Source organism: Pedobacter sp. MR2016-19 (assembly GCF_014947265.1).
Lineage (GTDB): Bacteria > Bacteroidota > Bacteroidia > Sphingobacteriales > Sphingobacteriaceae > Pedobacter.
In genome coordinates this window covers 99,781-116,529 of record NZ_JADCNK010000014.1, presented here as the reverse complement: position 1 = coordinate 116,529, position 16,749 = coordinate 99,781, and the positions used below count along the sequence as shown (strand labels likewise).

Genomic DNA, 16,749 nt, shown 5'->3' with positions numbered 1-16,749 from the left:
ATTATGCCAACCTCAGAATTTATAGAGTTAGTAAAGAAAATTAAAAAAGAAGGCAAGGGTATTAAAATGTCAAAGCGTGACCTTATTTGGTGTTTTGATTCTTATGAAAAAAGGACTAGCGGAAATGTATGGAGAATTAACGAATATCTTAAATCTGAAAAAATGATAATCGTTCCAAGCTTTCAAGGTGGGTGGATTGATGAAGAAATTGAATTGAAAGAAAAAGATAAAGCTAAAATTAAAAATGCCAAGTCAGATTGTGAAGAACATACCACTGAATTCGATCCAATAAGTAGACTTTCAATCTTGGAAGCTGCTTCTAAAATACCAGTTTCTATATCAAGAGATGCAGATCTTGAAAAGGCATACCATCTTCTTTGGACTAATGATTTTTCACAAATACCAGTAATGAATAATGATCGCGATATTTTAGGAGTTATAGGGTGGAAGTCTATAGCAAAAGGTTTAATAGCTAAGAAAAAATCAAATTGTGTTAAAGACTTTATGAATGATGATTTTAAAATTCTTTCATCTGAAACACCACTTTTTGATGCTATTAGAGAAGTTATCAAGTCAGGTGTAATCTTTGTTCAAGATAAAGAAAGAAAAATTCGTGGACCGATTACTCCGTTTGATCTTAATGAAGAATTTATAGAGCAAATTGAACCTTATATTTTATTAGAACAAATAGAAAATTTTTTAAGACTAATACTTCACAACAAAATTGTTTTGGAGGACATTATTAAGTTACTATTTAAGGACGATACAGAAAGAAAAATTGAGTCAATTAGTGATATGAATTTTGGTGAATACTTAGTTGTTATAAGAAATGTTGAAATGTGGGAGGCATTAGCGTTACCTTTTGTAAGAGCAGATTTTATAAATGAGTTAGATATTATTAGGAAGATAAGAAACGGAGTAATGCATTTTCATCCAGACAAAATTTCAAATTATGAGTTAATTACTCTTAGAAAAATGTCAAATTTTTTAATGGATTATAATAAAAACTGCTAGATATATGAAAACTGCTTTCCCACCTATTGTAAATGAACATTCAAAGATTTTAATTCTTGGAACTATGCCCGGTGAAAAATCAATAGCTCTCCAAGAATATTATGCTCATGCAGGTAATCAATTTTGGAAAATTATTTTCGCAATTTATAATCAACCCTTTACAAAGGATTACATTAAGAAAAAGCAAATTTTACTTGATAACCAGATTGCGTTATGGGATGTAATTCAATATTGTGAGAGGGAAGGAAGTGCAGATAGTAATATAATTGAGGAGAAGCCAAATGATTTTGCTGGATTTTTTTTAAATTATCCAAATATTAAAACAATATACTTTGCAAGTAAAGCTGCAAAAACTTATTATTTAAAGCATGTTAGGAGAGAATTTGATTTAATGATATATGGAGTTTTGCCATCTCCCAGTAGTGCGAATACTTGGAAAACCTTTCATGAAAAAGTTAAAGAGTGGAAAATAATCAGAACAGATTAAAATATTAATTCAAAACTATCTATTTTCCAATAGCTCCACTTTCTCTCTTTCGCTTGCCAATAATCGTTGTAAAAGTCTGCAATTTTTTCAATCGTGTTAGAGGTGGGCTGATAGTTAATGAGCTGGCAATTAATCTTGAATTGTCGCTACTGGTAGTATAAAATGTATTTAATATAATACCAAGGGCTTATTATTTTTCTTGCGATTTAGAAAAATCCAATAAATCAGATACCGATATTTTTAAATGGTCAGTAATCAATTTAAGGCTGCTGATCGAAACGTTGGTTTCAGCTCTTTCAATACGACCTATTTGTCTAGTATCAATTCCGGTTAGTTCTGCCAGCTTCTCCTGTGTGATTTTTCTAAGATCACGAATTTCCACAATGCGTTTTCCAATTTTGACTAGATACTCTTGATCGCGATATTGTTTTCCCACAACGCAAAATCCGCATATTATTGAAAATATATTAGGACTTATTTGTCCTTTTGTTTTTGATTTGTTATATTTGATTAATTAATAAAGAGTTATAAATAAGAGTTTTGCAGCTCCACATCTCAGGCCGTTGATGCAAAACAGTAGATTTATAGCCCATTCTTGTGTAGTTTATGCTATTTTAGCATTTCTAAATGAGAGTGGGTTTCTGCTGTAATTCCATATCAACGTAAGGCCTGAGAAACTTTAAGGAGCTATGGTAGGTAGAAGCCCACTTTTATATTTTACCCCAACAAGACTCGTAAAACCATACGAGTATGATGACTAAACCAATTACAATTGCAGGGAAACCGCTTTCGCGGTTTTATCAACTGCCTTTCGAAAAGGGGAGCAGGGTGTTAAAGTTAGCGGTGCTGGATCAGATAGCTATCGGATTGCACAGCACCTTTAGCGTAGGTAAAAAACCTGAGCCGTTGGCCATAACATCGCTTTCTTTTGATCAGGGGTTGTTAACCGTTAACGTTAAATTGGGAGGGGAAGAAGCAAAGGTTTACATCGCGGTAGAATACGATTGCCTGCTGGTGAGCTGTAGTGTAGATACTGATGAAACCTACCTTGGGCGTTATGCTTACCTTACTTTGCGTGCCATGATGCGGAGTGGTTACTGCGATTTTAAGGAATATTACTGGCCGGAATGTTTTGCTTTGGGTAATAAGCGTTCGAGATATGTAGATGTGGTTAAAAAACCTGGCAGTTTTACCATTACATTGAAGAAAAAATTTAGCGGTTTGTTTAGGCCTGGTGATGATTTTCCGGCTGTTACCGAACGGGTGGTATTACCAAGGGAAAGGCTTTTGGATAAATATGCTATGGCACGCTTGGCACCGGTTAGCATTGGCTATTGTTTCGCCAATACAGATCTGCAGAATTTCCACAGCAACCATTATCCTTTTTTAATTCCTTATGTTTTTTCGGCCACGGCCTACCTTAAAACGGTTAAATCTTTTAAACGTTTCGTGTTTAATGCGAACGATGTGGATGGGATAAGCTTATCGCCACAGCAACAGGAGCTGAACAGCATTTGCTTCGCCATGAAACAGCTAGCGGCCATACGCTTTAGCGCAAATGGTAACCTGCCCGAAATTAATGCGATTAATGATGCTAACCAACTCGCGCTTTTTAAGTTATGGAACAAGGCTTTACCGCTTTTGATGCAGCAGCGTTTTACACATTACTTCTATAGTTATGGCCTGCGCAATGTTACTGGCAAACCTGTAATGCGGGATATGAAACTGGTTGAATTCTCGATGGAGGTGCCTGTTTTAAGCTTTGTTTTAAAAGATGAGGGCGATTATTACGAACTGGAACTTAAGCTTAAAGTGAAAGGAAAACTGCTGCATTTTAATACCGATAAGCCTGGCCTATTTTTAGTTTGCGATAGGGTTAAACCGTATTTATGGTATTTGCTTGAGGCTGAAATGGATTATAAACTAGTTTGGTTTTTTAGTAAGGTAAATTTTAGGGTACAGGTACCGAAAGGGTATTATCAGGATTTTTTTGAGGGGGTGGAGCGGTGGTATGAGGTTAAACGCGTTTAATTACGATAATTTTTGTGGTGCAAATACATTGCATAGGTAAAGTTGAACTTTGTTTATATGATTACTCAGCCATTCTATCGGTATATTGAATTCACGTTAGCACAAGATAAGGCCTTTAATGCGCTTGTGTATCTTGCTGAAAGGATTAAGCCTTTATTCCTAACTAAAGCGATTAACCTGCTTTATTTAGCCGATGAAATGGCTGTTAGGCAAACTGGTGTACCGATAACCTGGCTCAATTATAAAGTTTGGAAGCTAGGGCCAGTTCCTGAAGATATTTATCAGCAGGTAAAATTTGCGCACCATCAGTATCAAAAAGGTAATGGTAGTCAGATGATCAAACATTTGGAAGTTTCTGAACCGCTAAATCCTTTGAGTGATGATATTCTTTTAGCACCGGCTGAAGCTTTTGATGACTCACAATTTTCTGATTATGATATTGAAGTATTAGATCATATTATTAAAGCTTATGGTGAGCTTAATTTTGTTCAGAAGAGTAATCGGTCAGATTTTATTATCGAATTAATGGAATTGTTGGATACAGATTTTAAGCGATCGGCTTTTGAAGTGGCTTATCAATCTTATTTAATGCAGAACGAAATCTGTGGTATTGCTATTCTTAGTGTTTAGCACTTGTTTCTTTTGCTGATTACTGTCTGGTTTTTTGCCCTAGCCCGGGCTTGCCTCGGTTAGCCACCGAAGGGCTTTTACTTTTCCTTGATGAAAAAGTAACAAAAAATCAAGGCTTGGAACTGATGTCGGATAAATTCGTCAAAGCTTTTTTGGTCGTCAGCACAAGCCCCCGATGAAAAATCGGGGAGGGCGTGCTGCCTCGGGGTAGTGGTAGGTTGAGAGGAGGTGCAAAAGCTTTAACGTTTTCTCCTTCCATCATTTCCTAGGCCGGATAGCATGGAGCAGATAGCGAGGGGCATATTGCAGGGTGCGGTAATTTGTTTTTTAGTCCTTTCCCTTAGGATAAAAGTACTGATAGGCGGAATAGGGGTTTAGAACGCTTAAAAGTAAGCGAAAACATAGTTCAAAGATTTCTCCATTCCGCTGCGCTTCAGTCGAAATGACGACTGATTTTTTCTAAGAAAATTTGCCAGGCCGGATTGTAGGGTGCAGAAAGCATGGATTAGAGAAAAGCATCCATAGATTGATTCCTTTGAAACTATGAGGGGAACTCCCCTCCTAATTTAGGAGGGGTGGGGGTGGTTATGAGGAGAATTTTCTTTTAGTCGTTTCCCTTAGGGGAAAGGTGCCGATAGGCTGATAGGGGCTTAGGGCGCTTGAAAGTAAGCGAAAACACAGTTCAAAGATTTCTCCATTCCGCTGCGCTCCAGTCGAAATGACGACTGATTTTACTTCGTGTTCTTTGCGGTTAAATATTCGCTTTATCCTCTTTATAACGAATCTAAAAAATCTAAATACAAAGGGACGCTTTCTTCTATCCACTCTTCCGATGGGTTATTGTCTATTCCATAATAAGCAAACAGGGGTTGGTAATCGGCTTTTACATATTGAAAAGAAAGTTCGAACGGACGGGTTAATTCTGCTAATGTATATTTATACTTTTCTGATGGACGCAGTTCGTGTTTTTCAACGCCTAGTGAAATGGCCAGAGCAATTTTCTTGTCAGCCAATTTATAACCGCTTTTACTGCCATAGGCCCATCCATGAGTGAGTACTTCATCCATCCATTTTTTTAAAAGTGAGGGGCAATTGAACCAATAATAGGGGAATTGGAATACAATTTTATCATGCTGTTCAACCAGTTTTTGTTCTGCCAATACATCAATCTTTTCATCAGGGTATGCCTCATGTAGTTGATGGACGAGATATTTATCGGGGTATTTACTTAATTCTTCAATCCACCGGTTGTTAATTACGGAGCTTTTAATATCGGGATGGGTGACGATGATCAATGTTTTCATTTTTACAGATTTTGATGATTATAATTGCAAAAATAGATGCATCACCGCTTATTTTGTACATTAGCCACCAATTGTAAGGTACTATAAAAAATGTAAGTATGTCTAAAATCAAGGAAACCTCTACCAACTATGCTAACAAACAAGCTTTAGCTGATGAGTGTTTAGAAGTTTATACGGCCAACATTATCGGCGGGCAATGGGCTTTGGTGATCTGTTCGTGGTTAATGAACGGTAAACTCAGATTTGGAGAGTTAAAAAAACATTTGCCAAATATTACCGAGCGCATGCTCACTTTACAGCTACGTAAATTAGAAGCAGCTAAAATTGTTAAGCGAACCGTCTATGCAGAAGTTCCGCCACGGGTAGAATATGAACTAACCGAAATTGGCCTGGAATTGAGACCGATTATTAATGCACTCGAAAGTTGGGGCGTAAAGCATAAAAATTTGTTAGGGGAGTAGCTAGCCTGGTTGTCATCCTGAGGTACGAAGGATCTTTTTGTAACTGACCACTAAAATCATTTATTCACTACCGTTCATTTCTTTGCCCTTCGCGCAGTCTTGCCTCGGCTCACCGCCGCCGAGGGGCTCTTTCTTTTCTCTTGATAGAAAAGAAACAAAAGATCAAGGCTTGCATCGTTTTTTATGTGATCATATTGTTTTTTATAGGTATAAAAGATTGCTACGCAATTCTTGTAAAAACCTACGGAAATCTTAATTGCGGCAGCATCGAGGCTCTTACCCCTTGCTTATCCCAACGCTCCCGCTTTGATCCTGCCTTAGGTTGTGGGTTAATGAGGGGAGGTACAAAGATTTCCGTGCTTTTTCCGGCGAAAATCTGCCAGGCCGGATAGCAGGGTGCTGATAGCATGATATATAGGGATAATTTTCAATACGGTCGTCATTCTCGCGCATGCGGGAATCTTAATGCTTTCGCTATTCTTCCCTTCGCTCGGTCTTGCCTCGGTTAGCCACCGAAGGGCTCTTTCTTTTCTCTTGATAGAAAAGAAACAAAAGATCAAGGCTTGGAACTGATGTCGGATAAATTCGTCAAAGCTTTTTTGGTCGCCAGCACAAGCCCCCGATGAAAAATCGGGGAGGGCGTGCTGCCTCGGGCTAGTGGTTGGTTGAAAGGAGGTGCAAAAGCTTTAACGTTTTCTCCTTCCATCATTTCCTAGGCCGGATAGCAAGGTGCTGATAGCATGATATATAGGGATAATTTTCAATACGGTCGTCATTCTCGCGCATGCGGGAATCTTAATGCTTTCGCTATTCTTCCCTTCGCTCGGTCTTGCCTCGGTTAGCCACCGAAGGGCTCTTTCTTTTCTCTTGATAGAAAAGAAACAAAAGATCAAGGCTTGGAACTGATGTCGGATAAATTCGTCAAAGCTTTTTTGGTCGCCAGCACAAGCCCCGATGAAAAATCGGGGAGGGCGTGCTGCCTCGGGGTAGTGGTAGATTGAAAGGAGGTGCAAAAGCTTTAACGTTTTCTCCTTCCATCATTTCCCAGGCCGGATAGCATGGGGCAGATAGCATGATATATAGGTGTAATTTCTAATACGGTTGTCATACTCGCGCATGCGGGAATCTTAATGCTTTCGCTAATTCTTCCCTTCGCTCGGTCTTGCCTCGGCTCACCGCCGCCGAGGGGCTCTTACCTTTTTCTTGATAAAAAGGTAACCAAAAATCAAGGCTTGGAACTGATGTCGGATAAATTCATCAAAGCTTTTTTGGTCGCCAGCACGCCCTCCCCGATGAAAAATCGGGGAGGGCGTGCTGCCTCGGGGTAGTGGTAGGTTGAGAGGAGGTGCAAAAGCTTTAACGTTTTCTCCTTCCATCATTTCCCAGGCCGGATAGCATGGGGCAGATAGCATGATATATAGGTATAATTTCTAATACGGTCGTCATACTCGCGCATGCGGGAATCTTAATGCTTTCGCTATTCTTCCCTTCGCTCGGTCTTGCCTCGGTTAGCCACCGAAGGGCTTTTACTTTTTCCTTGATGAAAAAGTAACAAAAAATCAAGGCTAGGATCTGATGTCGGATAAATTCGTCAAAGCTTTTTTGGTCGCCAGCACGCCCTCCCCGATGAAAAATCGGGGAGGGCGTGCTGCCTCTGGGCTGTGGTAGGTCGAAAGGAGGTGCTAAAGCTTTAACGTTTTCTCCTTCCATCATTTCCTAGGCCGGATAGCATGATGCGATAGCAAGGAGTAGAGGCAGCGTCCATAAATTGATCCCTTTGAAACTATGAGGTGAACTCCCCTCCTAATTTAGGAGGGGTGGGGGTGGTTATGAGGAAATTCTCTTTTATTTCTATTCTCTTAGGGTAAAGGGGGTGATAGGCGGATAGGGGGCTCTGTGCCTCTCTGTGTCTTACTTGGTGTCCTCTGTGGTTAAACTGCCTTCTATGGTTAATTCCTGAGCTTTAACCGATTTCAAAAACACAAACCCCACTACACCAGATAAAACAGATGCGGTTAAAATCGCAAACTTCGCTTCTGATACATGCAGCACTTCGCTAAAAGAGAGCAGCGCAATAAAAATCGACATGGTAAAACCGATTCCGGCGAGCATGCCCAAACCTAAGATGTGTTTCCAGCCTGCCCCGGTGGGTAAATCAGCCCATTTCAGTTTCACGGCAAGCCAACTGAAAAAGGTTACGCCAATGGTTTTCCCTACAAATAAACCGACGATAATGCCGAGACCCAAAGGAGAAACCAATCCCGTAAGCATTTCTTTCTGGAAGGTGATATTGGTATTGGCCAGCGCGAAAACCGGCATAATGAGGTAATTAACGGGAGTGGTTAAAAAATGCTCCAGTTTTTCTAAAGGCGATTCAACATCTGTTTCATTGGTAGGGATGGTGAAAGCCAGTAATACACCTGCAATGGTAGCATGGATGCCGGAGTGGTGGATGAAATACCAGAGGAATACGCCCGGGATAAGATAAAACACAAGTTTCTTTACACCGAAATAGTTCATTAAGCCTAAAAGAACGAGGGTACCTCCTGCCATCGCCAGGTATTCGAAATGAATCTGGTTGGTATAAAAGATTGCGATCACAAGAATGGCACCAAGATCGTCGACAATGGCCAGCGCAGCCAGGAATATTTTTAAACTGGTGGGTACGCTTTTACCGAGCATGGCGATAATGGCGAGGGCAAAGGCAATGTCGGTAGCCATAGGGATGCCCCAGCCTCCGGCAGTTTCTGTACCTTTATTGAACAACGAATAAATTAGCGCTGGAACAAGCATGCCGCCCAGGGCTGCAATTACGGGTAAGGCTGCACTTTTAACAGAAGATAATTCGCCTTCGAGCAGTTCGCGTTTGATTTCCAATCCTACTAATAAGAAGAATATAGCCATTAAAGCGTCGTTTACCCAGGCTAAAATGCTGTAGTTGATGGCGCCAAAGCCGATTTTTGTAGCTAAAAAGGTTTCGAAACTTTCTTTTGAAGCGGTATTGGCAATGAGTAAGGATATGGCTACGCAGATCAGTAATAGGAAACCGCCAACTTGTCCGGAGCGGAAGAAACGCTGAAATACTTCGAGATTGATAAGTTTAGCCATAGGGGTAAAAATAGGAAAAATGAAAGGGGAAGGGGAAGTTTTTGTGAGGAAATCTATTATTTTAATGGTATGGATTTAAGTTCTATTGGAAGTTATCTAATACTATCGTCATTCCCGCGCATGCGGGAACCTTAATGCTCTCGCTATTAATGTAATCAAATATGTAGCTTTTGTCTGGCTGTTTTCTGTCATCCTGAGGTACGAAGGATCTTTTACCTAAAGATTCTTCACTGCGTTCAGAATGACAATTGTAAGTTTTTACCCTTGCTCGGTCTTGCCTCGGCTGACCGCCGCCGAGAGGCTCTTTCTTTTTTCAGTTGTGTATATTTTTTTATAGGCCTTCAAGCTTGCTTCGCAGGTTGGCTTGGCCCAAAAGAAACAAAAACCCAAGGCTTGCATCGTTTTTTATCTGATAATGTTGTTTTTATAGGTATAAAAGATTGCTACGCAATTTCTTGTAAAAACCTACGGAAATCTTAATAGCGCCAGTATCGAGGCTCTTACCCTGGCTTATCCCATCGCACCCGCTTGATCCTGCCTTGGGCTGTGGGGTAATGAGGGGAACTGCAAAGATTTCCGTGCTTTTTCCTGCGAAAATCTGCTAGGCCGGATAGCAGGGAGCAAATAGCGAGGGGCCTATCGCAGGGTGCGATAATTTGTTTTTTAGTCCTTTCCCTTTCAGGGGAAAGGTGCGGATAGGCGGGTAGAGGTAAGGCACTGCAACCAATAAAAAAGCCACAGAGGTTTAAATCTGTGGCTTTTCGTTTTCTATTGCATTAAGATCCCCGCCTGCGCGAGGATGACGAACGTTCTTTAAAACTTAAACGAGTTCAGCATAACGCATATTGTTGCATTAAGATCCCCGAATGCGCGAGGATGACGACAATCGCTTAAATTATGGTTTCTTGCCAATGTTTACCCTGATATTCACTTCAAAATCGCCATCGGTATAACCACTGATGGCGGATGTTGCGGTATTGTAATAAGCCATAAAATATAAGGTTGATTTGTAATTCATGCCAAAACCAACGGTAGCGTTTTGCGTATTGTGGTACATGGCCATTACGTACAATTTATCGTTGGCAAAATTGGCATTCAAGCCGGCATCCCATAAATTATCATAATTTTTAATTCCCCTGAAAACACCTTTAGGCTCCAGGCTGATTCCGTTAATGCCCGATCCCAGCATGAACTTATAACTCACCGCCGAATAAAATGTAGGTTTGTTGGCAAAGTTTAAATCGTCTTTTCTGAAAACGGAACGCATGTTCGGTACGGCACCTTCAACAGTTAATCCTTTCGAAGTATAAGAGATCCCGAAATCGCCATCCAGGTAATAACCCCGGTCGTTAAAACGGGCGATGGACGGGTCGTTAATGTCGCTGTTTCTTACACTGCTTAAATCCAGTTTATCCTGACTTGCACCGAATGAAATCCCGAAGTTTAGTTTCTGATCGTCACTGTTCAAGGGAAGGTGATACGCAAAGGTTCCAACGGCTTTGGTGCGCTGGATGCCACCCGATTTCTCGTTGTAGATGTTTATGCCCCAACCCACTTTGTTTACCTGCTGATCTAAAGTAACACTCTGGGTAATAGGTGCACCGGGAATGTTAGACCACTGCTTGCGGAAACTTCCGTTGATGTTAAAACCTTCGGTGATACCCGCCATTGATGGATTAACCAGGTAGCGGTTCTGGAAATATTGTGCATTAAGTGGAAGGATCTGTGCTTTTACCGACCCTAAAAATAATATACTGGCTGCAAATAGAAACGTTACGCGACGCATTTGCTTTATGTTTTTGGTAATTGCTCTCATGTCTGTAATTAGTCTCTAATGATGTTGATAAAACCTTTGAATGTACCGATGCCCTTACCGAGATCGATGATGTAGTAATAGGTGCCTTCGTTTAGCGGGCTTCCGTTTATGGTTCCATCCCAATCATTGGCATAAGTTTGCCTGGTATATAAAACCCGCCCGGCCTTATCAAATATTCTTAAGGTATTGTTTGGATAATAATCGATGTTTTTTACGATAAATTTATCATTATACCCATCACCATTAGGGGTGATTACTGTACTGGCTTCTAACTTATAATCTTCAGTTACGGTAATTGAAATCGTCTGATCGCTTACACAACCACTGGCATTGGTAACGGTTACTTTATAGGTGCCGCTTTGTTTCGGCCTGATGGTTACCCATGCCGTATTTTGCCCGCTGGTAATTTCTGCACCTGTCCAGCTGTATTGTACTCCGCCTACAGCGGTTAAAATCAGGGCATCGCCTTTAGAGATGCTTACGCCTTTATTGCTGCTGATGGAAACCAGAGGTAAGGCATTTATGGTTACAGTAGCGGTTCCGGTTTGTACCTGACCGCAATTTGCATCTTTAACGTTTACTAAATTATAGGCAAAGGTACCGGCTACATTAGTGGGTGCCGAAACCGTTACCGATGTGCTTGTTGCGGTTGTTGTTGCCGTTTTACTTGTTCCGCCGTTAATGTTATAGGTGAAAGTATAAGGTGCAGTTCCGTTTGCCCCGGTAAAGGTGATGGTTTGAGCGGCTCCGTTTAAGCAGACTGCTGATGTGCCGGCAATACTAGCTGTAGCGGTTGAAGTAACCGTTAATTTGAAAGTTTTAGTGGTTTTATCTACACCACCAAAATCTGTTCCGCCATTATCCATTACGGTAACGGTAATATTGGCAACACCGCTTACATTGTTTTTTAAGTGATAAGTAATCGTTCCTTTATCGGCACCGTTTGCTGCTACTGTTAATACATCGAACAGGTTAGCGTTATCTGAAGTAACAGAAAGTGTAGTGCTTTGTGTGGTTTCAGGACCAGCAGAAATTCCGGTTAAAGAAATACTTTGGTTTTCTGGTGAATAACAAACCGCCTGGTTGGCCACTGCATCGATTGCGGGTGCACCATTGCCGAATAAATACCTCGTTTTAATCGGATAATGATCTGTTGTGGTAGAACTGTAATTGGTTACCAGGTTTTTAACGGCATCTAAAACCTCGGCCGAGGCGGGTATGTAGTTTTGGTTTAGGTTTTTCGTGATGATGACGTTATCAATTACGGTATTAAATCCGGCGGTAGATTGTTTCCCTGCCAAACTTAGTGGTAAGGTTACAGGGAAATAATTAGTTGCATCCTGGGTGAAATCGGAATAGGAAGTGCCGGTACCTGCAGGCATTGGTGCAATGGTTTTATCAGCATCCAGTACATCGTTAAAATCGCCAAGAATAATCACTTTTTTACCAGCGAGGTTTGCGTCCAGCCAATCTTTCAATTGTTTATTTCCGCCTTTTCTACGGTTATAGGCATCAATCTGATCGGCTGTTGGGCCTGTGTTTGCTTTCGCATGAATTTCTATAAAATAAACGGTATCTAATTTATTGTTGATCTTCACCTGCGCCTGCATCATGTAAGGAAAACGGCCCGATGACCAGTTTTTGTAGGGGGTACCATCAACACTGGTTGCGGGTACAGCAGGGTTATAGGTATCTCTTAAAATACCTAAAGTAGAAATAGGCTTAATGAGATCGGTGCGGTACATAAAAGCCAGTTTTTGTGCCAATGGATAGTCGGCATCGACTTTATTATCAGCATAGGATCCGAACTCGCTGAATAAAACATTGTATCCGGCAGGTAAAACGGTATTTCTAAACAAAGTGGTATCTACCACCTCTGCAAAACCATAAATATCTGCATTGAGGTTGTTCACTACGGTTTTAACGTTAGCCGCCTGTTGTGGATCGTTCGATGGATCCTGAGCAGGACTACCAAACCATTCGATGTTCCAGTTCACTACTTCTAAAGTGTTGGCAATATCGAAAGTGTTTCCGGTTAAGGCCACGGTTTTATTTGCCGAACCAGGAGTAGCAATGCTTACATTGCCGGTATAGCTGGTATTCACCACCGTTGGCGAAAATTTAGCATAAACCGTTGGTGAAGTATTGTTGATCTCGGCCTTTGGGTAAGTGATGCTACTGCTATAGGTTCCGGTAGTTGTTTTTGATAAGGTAAAATTAGCCGGCGCGGTTAAGGTGACATCGCCCGTTAAGTTGCCTGCAGAGAAACCAAAGCTATTTGCAGCAGAAGTGGTATTAACCGCCTGGAAACCGAAAGCAAGGCTTGATGGCGAAGTGGTAATGTCAACCGCTGGTGGCGTGCTTGAGTTGGTTACTGCAAAATCATCAACCGTCCAACGGCTGGCCGAAGAAGTAGTAGAATTATACACAATGGCTACATAAACCGGTGTGCCCTTGTATGCCGACAAGTCTATATTGTCTGATTTGGTCCATTTATCGCTACCCGTTTCAGGGAATTTACCATCTAAACTGGTCCATGTGGCCAGTGCAGGGTTACCCGAGCCGGTATAGTTTGTAGAAATTTTGAGTTGTAATTTATCTCCCGCGAAAGCTGATCTCGTCCAGAAAGATAAAATGGCATAGTTAAACGAAGTGATATTTAAGGCTGGCGAAATCAACCAATCCTCATTTAAAATATTACCACCCGCATAACCATTAATCTGGAGGGCATTTCCTGCGCTGGCTACACCAGTTGGGTCGCTGGCATCATGTCCGAAAGTAGTGGTACAGCCCCAGGTTTGTGCGCCGGTTACGCTGTATTGATAAAAACCATCGGATAGGGCTGCGCTACCCACGGTAGTACAGTTCTCAAAGCTGAAAGCCGTTTGGTTAGGGTCAACCGCCGCGCCGGTTAATGAAAGTGGAACCGAAGTTGCACCCGCACTGGCATGTAAAACGGCACCGGTTGAATTGCCCACAGCTGTTGGACTAAATTTTACATACACCGTTTGGTTTGTGGCTAAATCGGCTACACTATAACTTAATGTAGTAGAAAAAGTAACGTTATCTTTAGAAATAGCATAAGGAGCTGTTGTTGTTAAAGTAGTGGTATTGGTTAAGTTTCCGGCAGAGAGTACATAACTTTTTGAAGCTGATGTGGTATTTAATGCCTGGTTGCTGAAGGCCAGTGTTTTTGGCGTAACAACTAAATAGGGACCGGTGGTTGAAGCAGGCTCGGTTACCGAACTGTTTTGTGGATTTGGTGACCTCAATACAAAATCTGACGAATTTTCATCGCTATCGTATCCATTACCTGCAAATTCTTCTGTACCACCAATACCCATCGTGGTGGCATTTGATGTTGCACTTGCTTTTCTTTCAATTGATGTGGTGTTGGTTGTGGCAGGTGCAGGGGCAGTACCTTCGTAGCCATTTGCTGTTCCAAAACCAACTTTATCAATAATATTTGCATTAACCGGGTTTGCACCTGTTTGTGGGGTAGCCAAATTGCTTAACAATATTTTTCCGGTTGTACCCGATAAAGTGAGCGTGCCAATTTTATCAGGTGTTGGTAAATCTAATGTACCACCTGTGCCTGCTGATTGTTGGATGAGGTAAAAACCTTTGGGAGCGATAGAGCCCGATAAGGTGGTTGCTGCCCAGCTGCCTGTACCGGTAGCGCTTGCATACTGAACGCTCCAGCCGGTTAAATCTACAGCTGAAAGTGTTGGGTTATACAGCTCGATAAAGTCATTTTTATAGGTAGCGCCGCTGTTACCGCCACCGCCATAAACTTCAGAAATGACCACATGATTAGCACCTGTTGGTTCTTTTGTCGAAGTGTTTTGCGGGTTTGGAACCGTAACTACAAAATCGGTACTGTTGTTGTCGGTATCGTAACCGTTTCCATTAAACTCTTCGGCACCTCCAATGGCTAAAGTTGCTGCTGTTGAAGTTGCACTTGCTTTACGTTCAATTGAAGTTGTATTGGAGATTACGGGGGTAGGTGCGGTTTCGAAACCGGTGGCTGTTGGGCCAAAGCCTACTTTATCAACTACCACAGTGGTTGATGGGTTGGCACCGGTTAAAAGCACATTTGAATTGCTTAAAATTACTTTTCCGGTTGTACCGGACAAGGCTAAAGTTCCGGTTGCATCCGGTGTAGGCAAATTAACGGTTCCGCCAGTTCCAGCAATCTCCTGAACCAAATAGAAACTTTTTGCAGGGATACTGCCTGTTAAATCTGTTTTGGTCCAGTTGCCTGTTCCGGCAGCATTTAAATACTGTACACTCCAGTCGGTTAAATCAACTGCGGTGTTACCTGGGTTGTATAATTCGATAAAATCATTTTTGAAGGTTGCACCAGTGTTTCCGCCGCCACCATAAATTTCGGAAATGACCACGTGGGTTAGGGCAGCAGGGGGTGTTGTGCCCAGGCCTGTAAGTGCAATGTTCTGCGTGCTTGCGCCAGTGCTTGCAATACTGATATTGCCCGAAACTGCTGTAGGTGTTGTTGGACTAAAACGTGCCGAAACTGTTTTGCCTGTGGCAAGCTCTGCCACTGTGTAAACTAAAGAAGTGCTGTAGGTCACATTATCTTTCGAAAGCGTAAAAGGTGCTGCAGTGGTAATATTTACGACATCGGTTAAGCCTGTGGCACTGAGGCTAAAGGTTTGTACCGTAGAATTGGTGCCTGTATTTTGGGAACCAAAATCGAAAGCCGTTTGGTTTACTGTTAAAATTGTTGATAATCCATTTCCGTTTACCGCAACATTAACAGGGCTGGCACCAGTGCTTGTATTGGCAATATTTCCGGTGGCATTGCCGCCTGCTGTTGGGCTGAAACGTACATAAACCAATGGAGATGCAGCCACTTCGGCTGTGGTATAACTGATGGAATTGCTGAAAGTAGTATTGTCTTTAGAGACAAAGAAAGGTGCTGTTGAATTTACGGAAACAGCAGCCGTTAAATTGGCTCCCCCTAATGTATAACTTTGTGCTGTAGCATTTGAATTGATATTTTGATCGCCGAAAAGCAATGAAGTATTTGATGCCGATAAAACAGGGGTAGCTGTAGTACTGCCTTTTGGTGTGATGCTAAAATCGTCGACAGTGTAAATGCCATCGCTTCCTAAATCGTCGGTATCTGTCCAGCGGATATAAAGCGTAGCGCCATCTGCCCAAGTAATTGTGGTGATGCTTCCCGAAATAGCCGTTTGATTTGCTGGTAAGTTGCCATCAATGCCCGCTGCTGTGGTAGTTGTTATTAACTTTTCGTTAAGGTTCATGCCGGTAAGCGGGAGCCAGGTGGCCGATGCATCGGCAATACTTGTGGCATTAAAGCTATATTCGAAATTTAGTTTTTCGTTAACCGTGGCCGTTGAACCAGTTCTCCACTGCTCCATTACGCCCGATAAATCAATTGAAGTTACGGTTGCACCTGTGTTATTCTGGAAACCAGCGCCAAACCTCGGCGTTAACGAACCAGAGGCGAGACTTCCTAACGAACGGTCGGCCGCTCCGGTTGTTCCCGCATTATAGGCAGCACCACTATTTGACGAAGCGGTGTAAACCGTTAATGCTAAAGCTGAGCCAATGGCTGCTGTGTTTGTGCCACTTGCTTTAACGGCACTCCACCCGGCAATAGTCGAAGTTCCTGTTGCCGTCATGCCGTCAAAATTTTCTGATTTTGCGGTATTTATTGACGTTAATGAAACCTGGGCAGATAAATAGTTTGAGAAAACCAGAAAAAGTAAAATGAGAAGTAAAGGTCTTTTCATATGGTAAGTTTTGTTTATAACAAATGTATAGGCAAATGCCTTATAATCAGATTAACTTAATGTTAATTTGAATGATTGTGGAAAAATAAATGTGATAAGGGATAATTTTCTGATTCTG

At 41.7% G+C, this 16,749-nt stretch carries 10 protein-coding genes; 5 read left to right on the top strand and 5 right to left on the bottom strand.

All coding sequences use genetic code 11. From position 1 onward, the window contains the following. Positions 1-3 precede the first annotated feature (3 nt). Together IM793_RS17390 and IM793_RS17385 are read left to right on the top strand one after the other, a co-directional pair. Positions 4-1,014 carry a CBS domain-containing protein gene (locus tag IM793_RS17390; protein ID WP_193423533.1) on the top strand — a complete coding sequence of 337 codons (1,011 nt, stop codon included), beginning with the start codon at positions 4-6 and terminating at the stop codon, positions 1,012-1,014. Between the two features lie 4 nt (positions 1,015-1,018). After that, positions 1,019-1,501: a DNA-deoxyinosine glycosylase gene (locus IM793_RS17385; RefSeq protein ID WP_193423531.1), complete on the top strand. Its 483-nt coding sequence runs from the start codon at positions 1,019-1,021 to the stop codon at positions 1,499-1,501. 190 nt (positions 1,502-1,691) lie between these two features. Here the strand turns inward: IM793_RS17385 and IM793_RS24860 are convergent, their stop codons facing one another. Next, on the bottom strand, positions 1,692-1,937 hold the full coding sequence (locus tag IM793_RS24860; RefSeq protein ID WP_193423529.1) for a helix-turn-helix transcriptional regulator: 246 nt from the start codon (positions 1,935-1,937) through the stop codon (positions 1,692-1,694). A gap of 314 nt (positions 1,938-2,251) precedes the next feature. On the opposite strand from IM793_RS24860, the gene IM793_RS17375 reads away from it, so the two are divergent. Together IM793_RS17375 and IM793_RS17370 are read left to right on the top strand one after the other, a co-directional pair. Then, on the top strand, positions 2,252-3,532 hold the full coding sequence (locus IM793_RS17375; protein WP_193423527.1) for a hypothetical protein: 1,281 nt from the start codon (positions 2,252-2,254) through the stop codon (positions 3,530-3,532). Between the two features lie 57 nt (positions 3,533-3,589). Beyond that, positions 3,590-4,162 (top strand): Panacea domain-containing protein, encoded by a 573-nt coding sequence (locus IM793_RS17370; protein WP_193423524.1) that lies wholly within the window; start codon positions 3,590-3,592, stop codon positions 4,160-4,162. 773 nt (positions 4,163-4,935) lie between these two features. Here the strand turns inward: IM793_RS17370 and IM793_RS17365 are convergent. Beyond that, positions 4,936-5,466: an NAD(P)H-dependent oxidoreductase gene (locus IM793_RS17365; RefSeq protein ID WP_193423522.1), complete on the bottom strand. Its 531-nt coding sequence runs from the start codon at positions 5,464-5,466 to the stop codon at positions 4,936-4,938. Between the two features lie 98 nt (positions 5,467-5,564). On the opposite strand from IM793_RS17365, the gene IM793_RS17360 reads away from it, so the two are divergent. Beyond that, positions 5,565-5,927: a helix-turn-helix domain-containing protein gene (locus IM793_RS17360; protein ID WP_193423520.1), complete on the top strand. Its 363-nt coding sequence runs from the start codon at positions 5,565-5,567 to the stop codon at positions 5,925-5,927. A gap of 1,911 nt (positions 5,928-7,838) precedes the next feature. On the opposite strand, the gene nhaA is transcribed toward IM793_RS17360, so the two are convergent. The 3 genes from nhaA to IM793_RS17345 all read right to left on the bottom strand — a co-directional run bounded on the left by nhaA (position 7,839) and on the right by IM793_RS17345 (position 16,631). Further along, positions 7,839-9,035, bottom strand: a complete 1,197-nt coding sequence (gene nhaA, locus IM793_RS17355) for a Na+/H+ antiporter NhaA (protein WP_193423518.1) — start codon at positions 9,033-9,035, stop codon at positions 7,839-7,841. Between the two features lie 895 nt (positions 9,036-9,930). Then, positions 9,931-10,851, bottom strand: coding sequence for a type IX secretion system membrane protein PorP/SprF (locus IM793_RS17350; RefSeq protein ID WP_193423516.1), 921 nt, complete (start codon positions 10,849-10,851; stop codon positions 9,931-9,933). 8 nt (positions 10,852-10,859) lie between these two features. Beyond that, positions 10,860-16,631, bottom strand: a complete 5,772-nt coding sequence (locus IM793_RS17345; protein ID WP_193423514.1) for a lamin tail domain-containing protein — start codon at positions 16,629-16,631, stop codon at positions 10,860-10,862. Between the last annotated feature and the right edge of the window lie 118 nt (positions 16,632-16,749).